At 75.4% G+C, this 12,196-nt stretch carries 14 protein-coding genes; 3 read left to right on the top strand and 11 right to left on the bottom strand.

The annotated features are described in order from the left end of the window. Positions 1-127: 127 nt before the first annotated feature. Both HPC71_RS07820 and HPC71_RS07815 read right to left on the bottom strand, forming a co-directional pair. On the bottom strand, positions 128-1,036 hold the full coding sequence (locus HPC71_RS07820; RefSeq protein ID WP_154615071.1) for a hypothetical protein: 909 nt from the start codon (positions 1,034-1,036) through the stop codon (positions 128-130). A gap of 25 nt (positions 1,037-1,061) precedes the next feature. After that, positions 1,062-1,667, bottom strand: coding sequence for a TetR/AcrR family transcriptional regulator (locus HPC71_RS07815; RefSeq protein ID WP_171896473.1), 606 nt, complete (start codon positions 1,665-1,667; stop codon positions 1,062-1,064). A gap of 70 nt (positions 1,668-1,737) precedes the next feature. Here HPC71_RS07815 and HPC71_RS07810 point away from each other — a divergent pair, with 70 nt between their 5' ends. Further along, positions 1,738-2,949, top strand: a complete 1,212-nt coding sequence (locus tag HPC71_RS07810; RefSeq protein ID WP_154611992.1) for an oxygenase MpaB family protein — start codon at positions 1,738-1,740, stop codon at positions 2,947-2,949. 12 nt (positions 2,950-2,961) lie between these two features. On the opposite strand, the gene HPC71_RS07805 is transcribed toward HPC71_RS07810, so the two are convergent. Genes HPC71_RS07805 through HPC71_RS07785 form a run of 5 tightly spaced genes read right to left on the bottom strand, consistent with a single transcriptional unit; the run spans position 2,962 to position 7,209 of the window. Next, positions 2,962-3,642 carry a response regulator gene (locus HPC71_RS07805; RefSeq protein WP_154611993.1) on the bottom strand — a complete coding sequence of 227 codons (681 nt, stop codon included), beginning with the start codon at positions 3,640-3,642 and terminating at the stop codon, positions 2,962-2,964. Next, a complete protein-coding gene (locus HPC71_RS07800) occupies positions 3,639-4,196 on the bottom strand; it encodes a flavin reductase family protein (protein WP_154611994.1) in 558 nt (185 codons plus the stop codon). Before HPC71_RS07800 ends, HPC71_RS07805 begins: the two co-directional genes overlap by 4 nt. A 23-nt stretch (positions 4,197-4,219) precedes the next feature. Beyond that, positions 4,220-5,245, bottom strand: coding sequence for a DUF2804 domain-containing protein (locus HPC71_RS07795; RefSeq protein ID WP_171896471.1), 1,026 nt, complete (start codon positions 5,243-5,245; stop codon positions 4,220-4,222). 9 nt (positions 5,246-5,254) lie between these two features. Further along, positions 5,255-6,409, bottom strand: coding sequence for a MacS family sensor histidine kinase (gene macS / locus HPC71_RS07790; RefSeq protein WP_257866208.1), 1,155 nt, complete (start codon positions 6,407-6,409; stop codon positions 5,255-5,257). A gap of 41 nt (positions 6,410-6,450) precedes the next feature. Continuing rightward, a complete protein-coding gene (locus HPC71_RS07785) occupies positions 6,451-7,209 on the bottom strand; it encodes a lysophospholipid acyltransferase family protein (RefSeq protein WP_171896469.1) in 759 nt (252 codons plus the stop codon). 58 nt (positions 7,210-7,267) lie between these two features. Between HPC71_RS07785 and HPC71_RS07780 the strand changes: the two genes are divergently transcribed. After that, entirely contained in the window at positions 7,268-8,050 is a 783-nt protein-coding gene (locus HPC71_RS07780; RefSeq protein WP_154615069.1) for an alpha/beta hydrolase, read from the top strand. A 10-nt stretch (positions 8,051-8,060) separates the two neighbouring features. After that, positions 8,061-8,516 carry a hypothetical protein gene (locus tag HPC71_RS07775; protein ID WP_154615068.1) on the top strand — a complete coding sequence of 152 codons (456 nt, stop codon included), beginning with the start codon at positions 8,061-8,063 and terminating at the stop codon, positions 8,514-8,516. A gap of 123 nt (positions 8,517-8,639) precedes the next feature. Here HPC71_RS07775 and HPC71_RS07770 read toward each other — a convergent pair whose 3' ends face one another. From HPC71_RS07770 to HPC71_RS07755, 4 genes are read right to left on the bottom strand one after another with little or no spacing between them, the layout of a single operon-like run. Continuing rightward, on the bottom strand, positions 8,640-9,581 hold the full coding sequence (locus HPC71_RS07770) for an ROK family protein (RefSeq protein WP_171896467.1): 942 nt from the start codon (positions 9,579-9,581) through the stop codon (positions 8,640-8,642). Positions 9,582-9,591: 10 nt separating this feature from the next. Continuing rightward, complete coding sequence (locus HPC71_RS07765) at positions 9,592-10,533, bottom strand: ROK family glucokinase (protein WP_154611997.1); 942 nt, start codon at positions 10,531-10,533, stop codon at positions 9,592-9,594. Beyond that, positions 10,530-11,000 (bottom strand): hypothetical protein, encoded by a 471-nt coding sequence (locus HPC71_RS07760; RefSeq protein ID WP_154615067.1) that lies wholly within the window; start codon positions 10,998-11,000, stop codon positions 10,530-10,532. The genes HPC71_RS07765 and HPC71_RS07760 overlap by 4 nt, the downstream gene beginning before the upstream one ends. After that, entirely contained in the window at positions 10,997-12,190 is a 1,194-nt protein-coding gene (locus HPC71_RS07755; RefSeq protein WP_154611999.1) for an ArsA family ATPase, read from the bottom strand. Before HPC71_RS07755 ends, HPC71_RS07760 begins: the two co-directional genes overlap by 4 nt. Between the last annotated feature and the right edge of the window lie 6 nt (positions 12,191-12,196).

The raw sequence follows: 12,196 nt of genomic DNA, 5'->3' as shown, positions 1-12,196 counted from the left end.
CCCCGAGGGCCCGTCCAGCGCCGATCGGCCGCGTCGCGGACACGGGGCGGGGCGGGGCCCTCCCTGTCGGGATAGTCCGCCACACCAGCGCCCTCACCGACCCGCGAAAGGGCGCGTGCGTGTCGGACTATCCCGACAGCCGGTCCAGGGCATCACGAGCCGCGTCTCGGGCGCGGGTGAGGTCGTCGAGGGAGGCGCGGGCCTCGTCGCGGGTGTCCTCGGCCTCGGCGAGCTCCTCGTCGAGGGCGTCGTGCTCCTCCTCGAGCTCGGCGATCCGCGAGCGGAGCTCGTCGATCTCGGCCTGGAGCTGCAGCCCGCGGGCCTCCAGGCGGGAGACCTCCTCCCCCGCCTCGTCCAGCCCCGTCTGCGCGTCGGCGAGCTCGGCCTCGGCCCGGGCGAGCTCCGCCTCGGCGGCGCGTCGCACCTTGAGGTCGGCCTCGGGGTCGGGGACGACCTCGAGCTGGGGCCGGGACGGCGGCGGGGCGGCGGTCACCGACGCGCGCGGCACCGCGGCGAAGCCGAGCGCCTCGGGGAGCGCGACCGCCGCGCCGGCGTCCACCTCGTCGACGCCCGTGGCCTCGATCGTGGTGACGAGCAGCCCGCTGCGCACCGCCTTCGCGCAGCCCTCGTCGACCATCGCGGCGGTCAGGGTGGCGGCGACCTGGTCGGCGACCGCGTCGGTGACGCGTACGCCGCGCTCCTTGGCGACCGCGCGGGCCTGGCTGGTGACCGCGGCGGTGAGCTGGCGGCGCTGCTTGGTGAGCGTGCGCAGCTCGTCGGCCGACATCGAGGCCTGCGCCGCGCGCAGGGCCGCCCCGACGGCGAGCACCTGGTCGACCTGCTCGGTCTCGTGCCGCACGAGCAGGTTGACGACCCACGCCGCCGTGGACGGCTTGCGCAGCGACTTCACCGGCTTGGCGAGGTCGGTCCCCTTGAGCTCCTTGGCGCGGGCGTCGCGGGCCGGGGTGAACTCCGCGAGGTCGAGGGCGTAGAGCTCGTCGGCGATCGCCAGCAGCTCACCCGTCGCATCGGCCATGACGGGAACCTACCGACCGCGCCGCTCACGAGCGCAGGCCGGCCACCAGCATCGTCGTCGCCACGTCGACCAGCGCCTCCCGGTCCGAGCCGGGCGGGCGGAACAGCGCGATGCGCAGCGCGGTCGCCACGACGACGCCCATCGTCATGAACACCAGCGCCTCCAGCCGTTCGGGAGGTACGTCGGGCAGGTGGCGCCGCGGGATCACCGCGGCGAGCTGGAAGAGGTCGCGCTCGATCTCGGGGAGCACGTTGGCGTTGCTGCCGCCGGGCTGGGCGTCGACCATCGCGAGCACCACCGGGCCGTGCTGCTCGAAGCCGGTCACGAGCGTGGCCACGATCTCGCGCACGGCGTCGTCCAGGCTCAGGTCCAGCGCGCGCACCACCGCCTCCCGCAGGTCGCGGTCGACCGCGGCGACCGCCTCGTCGCGCAGCGCGGTGATGATCTCGGCCTTGTCGTTGAAGTAGCGGTAGAAGGTCCCGGTGCTGACGTGGGCGCGCTCGACGATCGCGGTGGTCGTCAACCGCTGCGCCCCGCGCTCCTCCAGAAGGTGAAGCGCGGCGTCGAGGAGCGTCCGCCGCATCTGCACCGCGCGCTGCTGGGTCGGTCGGATCCGCTGCTTGTGCGCCACGCGGGAGACCTCCGGGGCCGGCCGAGAAGTGAATGGAAGGTGAGACATCCTCACTTCTAGGCTCGCTGGCATGCAAGCGACCGGCCACCCGCGGCCCACCACCCTGCGCCACGTCGAGCTCGCCGAGCAGCGCTACCCGCAGCTCGCCTCGACGTACGTCGCCGCCATGTGGGACGGCGACCCGCTCGCCGACGCCTTCGTCGACGACCTCGCGCGGATCGGCCACGGCAAGGGCATGCGGATGCTGCGCACGGCGTGCCGGCAGGGCATCGACGCGGTGCCGGACGCCCCGGAGTCGCTGCGGGCGCTCTTCGCCCAGCTCGACGACACCCCCGACTGGGTCGACCTCGACGCGATCGACCGCGCGACGGTGCACCTGGGGCGCTACACCCGGCAGGCCGGCATCGTCCTCGGCGCGGCGTCGCTGGTCAGCGGCTACGCCAACTCCGCGGCCTCGCGCCCCCTGGAGATGACGGGCCGCTACATCGAGAACGCCGGGATGCGCACCATCGAGGTCGCCTCGTGGCTGGTCGCGGCCAACCAGCAGGGCGGGCTCGGGCGGCACGAGGAGGGCTTCGAGCTGACCGTGCGCGTGCGGATCATCCACGCGCTCGTCCGCCGGTCCCTGCTGCGCGACGAGCGCTGGGACACCGAGGCGTGGGGCGTGCCGATCTGCCAGTCCTACCTCGCCTACACCCTCATCGAGTTCTGCCTGATCCCGCTGCGCGGCATGCGCGCGATCGGCGCGCCGTACCGCCCGCACGAGCAGGCGGCGTACTACGCCCGCTGGCGCTACATCGGCCACCTGCTCGGGATCGACGCGAGCCTGCTGCCCACCGACGAGGCCGAGCAGGAGGCGCTCGAGGGGATCTACCTGCTCACCCGCCCGCCGGTCGACGAGTACTGCCGCGAGCTGGTCGGCGCGATCAACAGCGAGTTCCTCGTGCCCGAGATCGAGCAGCTCGTGCCCGCGCGACTGCACCCGGCCGCGCCGAAGGTCGTCGCCGCGCTGGAGCGCGTCTTCATCGGCGACGGCATCGCCGACGAGCTCGGCGTCGCCGACACCCGCCTCAAGCACCTCGTCCGCGCCGCCGGGCCGGTGATCGGCGGCCTCAACGCCGCCCTCGACCGGGTGCCGTTCACCCTCGGGCCGCGCACGCGGATGGGCGAGCGGTACCGCGAGGCGCAGGACCAGCGGCTCCGCACGCGGTACGGCGTCCAGCACGACCTCGTCGACGCCTCCCCCGGCGGCGGCAAGCCGCACCCGGCCCGCGGCTCCTGACCGGGCGGCCGGTCAGTCGGAGTCCAGCCCCTGCTCGATCGCCCAGCGGGTCAGCTCGACCCGGTTGTGCATCTGCAGTTTGCGCAGCGTGTTCTGCACGTGGTTCTGCACCGTGCGGTGGGAGAGCACGAGCCGCTCGGCGATCTGCTTGTACGACATCCCCTTCGCGACCATCTTCAGCACCTCGGTCTCCCGCTCGGTCAGCTGCGGCTGGGCGGGGTCGGCGGAGGCGGAGGGGTCCGCGAGCCGGCGGAACTCGCCGAGCACCAGGCCGGCGAGGCCGGGGGTGAAGACGGTGTCGCCGCGGGCCACGCGACGTACGGCGTCGAGCAGCTCCTCCCGCGAGGCGGACTTGACCAGGTAGCCGGTGGCGCCGGCCTTGACCGCCTCGAGCACGTCGGCCTGCTCGCCGGAGGCGCTGAGCACCAGCACCCGCGCCGAGGGGTCGTGGGCGAGCGCCTCGCGGGTGACGCCGACGCCGTCCGGCTCGGGGATCTGCAGGTCGAGCACGACGACCTGGGGCCGGGCCGCCTTGAACCGGGCGAGCGCCTCCTTGCCGGTCGCCGCGACCGCGACCACGTCGAAGCCCGCCTGCTGCAGGTCGCGCTCGACGGCGTCGCGCCACATCGGGTGGTCGTCGACGACCATCACGCGGATGGGCTCGATCGTCTCCTCGGCCGGGGCGGCACTCATCGGGTCTCCTTCTCCTGGGCGGGTCCGGGGCGGGGTCCGGGGCCGGTCCCGGGGGCAAGCCGCAGCCAGCGGCCGCGCCGGTGGCCGAGCGGGTCGACGTCCTCGCCGGCGACGGCCTCGACGAGCCGACAGGTCACGAGCACCGACCAGCCGACCTCGCGCTCGTCCTCGAGCTCGAGGCCGGCCCAGGTCGTGGCCGAGGCGAGCCGCGGCCCGTACGCCGTGTCCTCGAAGGCCGCCTGGCGGAAGAGGCCTCCGGGCGCCGGGGCCGTGCCGGCGAACATCTCGGCGAGCCCGCGGTCGGCCCAGGACAGCACCTGGACCACCGAGCGGCCGGTCGAGCGCAGGGCGTCGACGAGGTCGGCGTCGGGGTCGAGCAACGCGAGCACGCGCGGGGTCTCGCCGTTGGCGACCATCAGGGAGGTGACGGTCAGGCCCGCCCGGTCCTCCGGGGGCCCGGCGGTCCACAGCGTCACGGTGCCGCCGAGGCGGCCGCGGAAGCGACGTACCGGGTCGTCCTCGCCGGCGAAGGGGTGGCTGTCGTGGATGGTCATCGGGGCCGAGGCTAGCGAGCCGGTCACCAGCGGTTGTGGACGTCCTCGGCCCAGCCGACGACGTCGGCGACCCGCACCCACGCGCCGCTCTCGTCGCGCACCCGCCCGGCCCAGGTCCCGAAGCACTGGTGGGTGCGGGAGGCGAAGACCTTGAGGTCGGTGACCGAGCGCTTGAGGTGGAACGGGGTGAACGTGAGGTCGACCGTCTCGCCGGTGACGCTCCAGGGCGCCAGCCAGTCCTCGCGGTCGTAGTCCCAGACCAGCTCCTCGCTGATCTTGGTCAGCCGGCCGTCGACGTACAGGGAGTTCTCGACCGTGCCGGTGCCGTCGGTCCACTGCCCGCCGACCTGGATGCCGATCACCCGCCCATCGGTGCGGCCGGCGCCGGCACCCCAGTTCCACCGCACGTCGTAGGGCCAGCGGCCGCGGCCGTGGTCGAGGGTCGCCCACGACTCCCCCGCCGGTACGTCGGCGGCGACCCCGTCGAGCCGGATCGTGCCGGTCGCGGGGCGGGCGACGTCCTTGACGGTGTACTGGAAGAGCCGGTCGGTCCACGGCACCACGACCCCGAGGCTCTCGTGGCCCTCGGGACGGTGCGCGACGACGTCGACCTCGATCCGCGCGCCGCGGGCCCGCAGGCGGGTGCCGCCCGCGACCTCGTCGACGTCGATGACGACCTGCTTGGTGCGCGAGCGCACCGGGCCCGCCCCGAGCGTGCCGGGCAGGGTGGCGCTGCGCCCGGTGACGCCGATCGCGTCGTGGGCGACCGCCTCGCCGGTGCGCCGGTCGAGCAGCCAGAGGCCGTGCACGGCCGCGTAGTCGATGTCGGAGGTGACCAGCGCGACGACGTGGGCGGGGGTGGTCACCGCCCAGTACTCCCACCGCTTGTTCCGGCCCCGGCCGCGGCGGCCGCGGCCGACGCCGTCGGTGACCACCAGCGGGGTGCGGGTCCAGCCGACCGCCTCGGGGTTGAGCCGGCCATCGGGCAGCGTGAGCGCGACGGGCGCGGTGATCTCGCGCTCGGTGACGGGGCGGGGCTGGTCGGGCACGCCCGGAGACTAGTGCCGGGGCGTGCCCGGGGGTACGCCGTCGTCGAAGCGGACGGGGACGACGATCTCCCACTCGGTGCCGAAGGCCCCGGTGGTCAGCGTGGCCGTGCCGCCGAGGTCCGCGACCCGGCCGCGGATCGACTCGCTCACCCCGAGCCGGCCCTCCGCGGCCGCCTGCTCGAGCCGGCCGGCCGGGATGCCCGGCCCCTCGTCGCGCACCGAGAGCTCGACCCGGTCCCCGAGGGCCTCGAGCAGCACCCAGGCCGGGGCGTCCGCGCCGACGTGCACGGCAACGTTGTCCAGGCAGGCGCCGACCACCGCGCACAGCTCGTCGACGACCGCGGCCGGCAGCTCGACCGGCGTGGCCGGCGCCGCGACGCTCACCGCTCCCCGCGACTCCAGCCGGCCGAGCTCGGCGGCCAGGTCCAGCACCACCGGCCCGCCGCTCTCCCCCGGGCCCGTCACCTCGGCGGTGCGCTCCTGGGTGCGGATGAGCGTCCGCAGCCGCGCCTCCTGCTCCCCGGCGAGCCGGCCCAGCTCGGCGGCCTCGCCACCGAGCTCGGCCCCACGGCGCTGGACCAGCGAGAGCACCTGGAGCACGCCGTCGTGCACCGCGCGGGCCAGCCGGGCGCGCTCGGCGGCCGCGGCGGCGGTGCGCTCGGCGCGGTCGCGCTCGGCGGCCATCTGCTGCAGCGAGCCGCACATGAACCCCACCAGCGGACCACCGATGACGATGAGGAAGACGTTGCCGTAGTTGGACTGGCTGATCTCCTCGCGGATGAGCAGGTCGGGCACCGCCAGCACCAGCGCGGCCACCAGCCCGCCCACCCAGCGGTAGTGGACCGCCCAGGCCAGCAGCGCCCCGGCGATCCAGAAGCCGGGCACGGTCGCCTGGAAGCCCTCGCCCTTGACGAACGGGGTGACCGCGAGGAGCGCGACCGCGACGGCGAGGTCCGCGACCAGCAAGGCGGCCGTCCGGCGGCGCGGCGCGGCGTACGCCCCGACGGCGAACGCCGTCCAGGCCACCATCCCCAGCACGCAGCCGACGCCGGCGGCCGGCCGCGCGACGTCATCGAGGCGGTAGAGGTTGAGCACCACCGCGTTGGCGAGGGTGACCACCCGCAGGACGGCCAGGGCTCGGAAGAGCCGGTCCTCGACGGCCAGACCCGGGGCGGACGCACCGCCCGCCAGGTCGGGGACTGCGCTCAGGACGCCTTCTTCTGCTGGTCGGCGGGCTGCTCGCCGCGCTCGGCCTTCTTCGCCTCGGCCTCGGCCTTCTTCGCCTCGGCGTCGGCCTTCTTGGCCTGCGCGGCGTAGGTGTCGACGTACTCCTGGCCCGAGAGCCGCATGATCTCGTACATGATCTCGTCGGTCACCGAGCGCAGGATGTAGCGGTCGTTGCTCATCCCCTCGTACCGGGAGAAGTCCAGCGGCTTGCCGAACCGGACGACCGGGCGGGTGAAGGTGCCGAAGGTCTTGCCGGGAGGCGCGACCACGTCGGTGCCGACGACCGCGACCGGGATGACCGGGACGCCGGTCTCGAGGGCGAGGCGGGCGACGCCGGTCTTGCCGCGGTAGAGCCGGCCGTCGTGGCTGCGCGTGCCCTCGGGGTAGATCCCGAACAGGCCGCCCTTCTCCAGGAGGATCCGCTTGGCCGCGGTGAGCGCGCCCTCGGCCGCGCTGGCGCCGCCGCGGTCGATCGGCACCTGGCCGGCGCCGGAGAAGAACTGCTTCTGGAACCAGCCCTTGATGCCCGGGCTGGTGAAGTACTCCGCCTTCGCCACGAAGGTGACGCGCCGCGGGAGCGTGAGCGGCATGAACAGCCAGTCGGCGTAGGAGAGGTGGTTGCTGGCGAGGATCGCCGGGCCCTCGGCGGGGACGTTCTCCGCGCCGGTGACCTGGGGTCGGAAGATGACCCGGAGGAACGGCCCGAGGGCCACCCACTTCAGGAACCAATAGAACACGCGGCGCACCTTCCCCGACCCGGCCCGGACGGGGCAACCCTAGACCTAAGGTGCCGCCATGACGATCCACCCGACGCTCCACCCGCTGGCCTCGCCCCTCTCCGTCCCCGCGCGCCCGGAGCTGACCGGCGGTCGGCGCATCGGCGTGCTGCTCAGCCACGGCTTCACCGGCCAGCCGGCGTCGATCAAGCCGTGGGGCGAGGCGCTCGCCGAGCACGGGTACGGCGTGGAGGTCCCGCGGCTGCCGGGCCACGGCACGACCTGGCAGGACTGCAACACCACGACGTGGGAGGACTGGTACGCCGAGCTGTCCCGCGTCTTCGCCGACCTGCGCCGCACCCACGACGCGGTCGTCATCGGCGGGCTCTCGATGGGCGGCGCGCTCACCCTGCGCCTGGCCGCCGACCACGGCGACGCCGTCGCGGGCGTCGTGGTCGTCAACCCCGCGGTGGCCACCGGCCGCAAGGACGTCAAGCTGCTCCCCGTCCTCAAGCACGTCCTCGGGTCCTTCCCCGGGATCGCCAACGACATCAAGAAGCCGGGCGTGGAGGAGCACGGCTACACCCGCACGCCGCTCAGGGCCGCCCACTCGATGTTCCGCGCCTGGCCGGGCCTGGTCGCCGACCTGCCGCGCGTCACCGCGCCGCTGCTCTACCTGCGTTCGACCGTCGACCACGTGGTCGACGACCTCACCCAGCCGCTGGTGGTCTCCGGGGTGTCCTCGCGCGACGTGACCGAGGTGTCGCTGCCGGAGAGCTACCACGTCGCCACCCTCGACAACGACCTGCCGACGATCATCGAGGAGACCGCAGCGTTCGTGAAGCGGGTCACGGCGGCGTAGCCTCGACCTCGTGAAGCGGGACGACGAGGACGACGCCTGGCGCTCGATCGTCGAGAACTACGGGGACCGGCCCACGCTCGACGAGGACCCGCCCCCGACCCTCGCCACCCCGGTGGACACCGGCCCCGTCGAGGGCCCCGACGCCGGCCCCGTCGACGCCGGCCCGCCGACGTACCACGTGGACCTGCCGGAGGAGCCGGAGAGCGACCTCGGCCGGGCCGACGAGGAGCGGTTCGTGCCGCCGCCTCCCCCGCCGCTGCCCCGGCCCCGCGGGGTGCGCGCGGCCGCCTGGGCGGGCGTCTTCGGCGCACCCGCCGTCCTGCTGCTGTGCCTCGTGCTCGCCGTCGACCTGCCGCAGTTCGTCGGCTACCTCCTCGTGGGGGCCTTCGTCGGGGGCTTCCTCTACCTCGTGCTGCAGATGCCCCGCGGCCCCCGCGACCCCTGGGACGACGGCGCGCAGCTCTAGCCGCGACCGCGACGTTTCATCGGCCGGCCGACAAAGCTCTCGGTGGGCCGATGGAACTTCATCGGCCCACCGTCAGGTCCATCGGCCGGCCGATGAAATGTGCGACCGAGCGGCCGAGCCGCGCTACCGCCCGCGGACGAGGAGCGCCCCGCCGACGACGCCGGCCTCGGGCCCGAACCGCGCGCGAACGACCGGCGGGAGGGAGCGGTGCGGGGCGCCCACGAGGGAGCGGGCGAGCGCGCGCCGGGCGGGTTCGAGCAGCAGGTCGCCCGCCGCGGAGACCCCGCCGCCGACCACGACCAGCGGCGGGTCGAAGGAGGCGACGAGGTTGGCGATGCCCACGCCGAGCCAGTCCCCGACCGACGCGAAGGCCGCCAGCGCGACCGCGTCGCCGCCGGCCGCGGCCTCGGTGACCATCGGGCCGACGAGCGCGTCGGGGTCCCCGCCGCACAGCCCCTCGAGCACGGTGGGCTCCTGGCCCAGGCGGCTGCGGGCGTGCCGGACGAGCGCGTTGCCGCTGGCGTACTGCTCCCAGCAGCCTGCGCCGCCGCACTCGCAGGGGCGGCCGTCGGGCACGACCTGGGTGTGGCCGAACTCGCCGGCCATCCCGTTGCGCCCCCGGCGGACCCGGCCGCCGAGCAGGACCGCCCCGCCGATCCCGGTCCCCATCGTGACGAGCAGGAAGTCCTCGACCCCGACGGCGGCGCCCAGCGCGCTCTCGGCGAGCGCGGCGCAGTTGGCGTCGTTGTCCAGGGCGACCGTGGTGCCCCACCGCTCGGCGAGCCGGCGGCGTACGTCGTCACCCTGCCAGGGCAGGTGGGGGGCGAAGACCACCCGCTCGCGGGCGGCGTCGACGAAGCCCGCCGCCGCGAGCCCCACCCCGTCGACCGGCCGGCCGCCGGCGACCTCCGCGACGGCCTCGGTCAGCGCCTGCTCCACGAGGGCCGCGTCGACCCGGCGGCCGGGGGTCGCCCGACGAGCGGTACGCCGCACGGTGCCGTCGGCCTCCACCTCGGCGGCGAGCACCTTGGTGCCGCCGACGTCGACGCCGATGTGGAGGCTCACGCGCCCGGCCTCAGCGGCGGGCGAGGTCGGCGGCGCCGATGAGACCCGCGCGGTTGCCCAGCCGGGCGCGGCGGATCTCCAGCGTGGGCCGGTGGCCACGCGCGGGCAGCTCGGCCATGAACGCGGTGCGGATGGGACCGAGGAGCAGCTCGCCGGCCTCGCTGACCCCGCCGCCGACGACCACGACCGCAGGGTCGAGCACGGTGGCCAGCGACGCGATGCCCTCGCCGAGCCAGCGGCCCAGCTCGGCCAGCGACGCGACCGCGAACGGGTCGCCCGCCCGCGCCGCCTCGGTGATCAGGGGTCCGGTGATCGCCAGCGCGTCACCGCCCGCCCGGGCGAGCAGGTCGCGGGCCGCGAGGGACCCCTCGACCGCCGCGGCGCGGGCGTCGCGGACGAGCGCCGAGCCACTGGCGTACTGCTCGAAGCAGCCGCGGTTGCCGCAGCCGCAGCGGACGCCGTCGGGGACGACCCGCAGGTGGCCGATCTCCGCACCGGCCCCGAAGGCTCCGCGGTGCAGCTGGCCGTCGAGCACGATGCCGCCGCCGATGCCGGTGCCGACGGTGACGAGCATGAGGTCGTCGACGTCGTGGCCGGCGCCGAAGACGAACTCGCCCCAGGCGGCGGCGTTCGCGTCGTTCTCCACCACGACCGGCAGCTCGACGCGCTGCTCCAGCTCGGCCTTGAGCGGTACGTCGCGCCAGGCGATGTTCGGCGCGAACATCACCACCGCGCGGGCCTTGTCGACGTAGCCGGCCGCCCCGACGCCGACGGCCGTGATCTCGTGGCGGGTGCGCAGGTCCAGGACCAGCCCGGCGATCGCGTCCTCGATCGCCTCGGCGTCGGTCGCGGGCGACTCCACCCGCGCCTGCTCGAGGATCGTGCCCTCGCTGTCCACGACGCCGGCGGCGATCTTCGTCCCGCCGACGTCCACGCCACACGTGAGCGTCATCCCTCGTCCTCCGGCCAGTCGTCGGCCCCCTCGTCGGGGTCCAGGTCGATCCGTTCCACGCCCGGCGAGCCGTCCGGGGGCGGGCGCCGGTCGGGCGGCACCGCGGTGGCCATCGCCTCCGCGGCCGCCTGCAGCAGCGAGGAGGCGGCGGCGCCCAGGTGGGCGCGCACCTCCGGGCTCGTGCGTCGCACGGCCTGGACCGCGCGGCACACCGGGCACCACGTGCACTCGGGCGCACCGGTCGCGAGGTGCTCGTCGAGCCCGTGGGCGGCCGCCGCGGCCTGCGCCGCGAACCCCGAGAGGCCGGCGCCCAGCCCGGCACCCAGGCCCGCGCCCTCGTCCTGGGCCCAGTCCCCGAGCGCGCCGAAGAGCTTGGCGGCCTCCTCGGCGACGCTGCCCACGCCCTCGCCGGGATCCTGGCCGGGCCCGTGGCCAGGCTCCTGGCCGGGCCCGTGGTCCTCGCTCATGCGGTCGCCCCCCGGGCGGACGCCGTGCGGGGGTCGCGGAACCGCACCTGGAGCTCGCCGTCCTCGACGCGCGCGCCGGCGACCTCGAGGTGCACCAGCGCGGCCGGCAGCGTGATCGGGCGGCGGTAGGACCCGACGGTCACCACCAGCTCGTCGTGGGCGCGGGCCAGGTCGACGTCGTCGCGCGCGACCAGCGGCAGCCGCAGCCGCAGCACCGCGCCCTCGGCGGTCCGCGAGACCCGGAACGGCCCGTCGGCGGCGGGGAGCGCGAGCGGGTCGGCGCCGGCGTACACCTCCGCGGCGAGCGCGCGCAGTGCCTCGACGCCGACCGGCTCGGCCGGGCGGTACGCCGAGCGCCACACGGGCAGCCCGACGAAGGACTGGTCGACCTCGGCGAGGACGCGCTGCTGGGCCTCGACCCAGCCCGCGCGCCAGGCGTCGCCGTCGGCGGGCGGGAAGACGCGGTTGGCCACGACGCCGTCGACGCGGTAGCCGTAGAGCGAGAGGCTGGTCCAGCTGCGGCGGGCCTCGGCGACGACGACGGACTCCGGGGTGAGCACGAGCCGCACGCTGGCGTCGGGGCCCTGCAGCAGGGAGCGGACCTCGTCGAGCTCGGCGTGCAGCCGCTCGACGGCCTCGAAGACCGAGCCGCCCGGCATCGGGACGCCCGCGGCACGGCTGAGCACCGGCTTGAGCGCCTTGACGACGCGGGCCTGGGTGGGCAGGACGCGGTCCATGTACCAGCCGAGCGCCTCGGGCAGCGCCAGCAGCCGCAACGTCTCCGCGGTCGGGGCGCAGTCCACGACCACGACGTCCCACGCGCCGGAGAGGACCTGGAGGCGCAGCTCGAGCAGCGCCAGCACCTCCTCGGCGCCGGGCAGGACGGTCAGCTCCTCGGCAGCGAGCCGGTCGACGCCCGCGGAGTCGAGCACCGAGAGGAGGTAGCGCTGCACCTCGCCCCAGGACTCCTGGAAGCGCAGCTGGGCGTCGACCTGCTGGACGAAGAGACGCTCGGCGACCTCGGTCGGGTCGGGCCCGACCGGAGCCCCGAACGCGTCGGCCAGCGAGTGGGCCGCGTCGGTGGAGAGCACGAGCGTGCGGTGGCCGGCGGCGGCCGCGAGCGCCGCCGTACCGGCTGCGACCGTGGACTTGCCGACACCGCCCTTGCCGGTGAGGAGGAGGAGGCGCATCGGGCG

Origin of the sequence: Nocardioides marmotae (assembly GCF_013177455.1) — a bacterium.
Taxonomy (GTDB): domain Bacteria; phylum Actinomycetota; class Actinomycetes; order Propionibacteriales; family Nocardioidaceae; genus Nocardioides; species Nocardioides marmotae.
The sequence above is the reverse complement of the archived record's forward strand: the minus strand, read 5'-3'. Positions and strand labels throughout refer to the sequence as shown.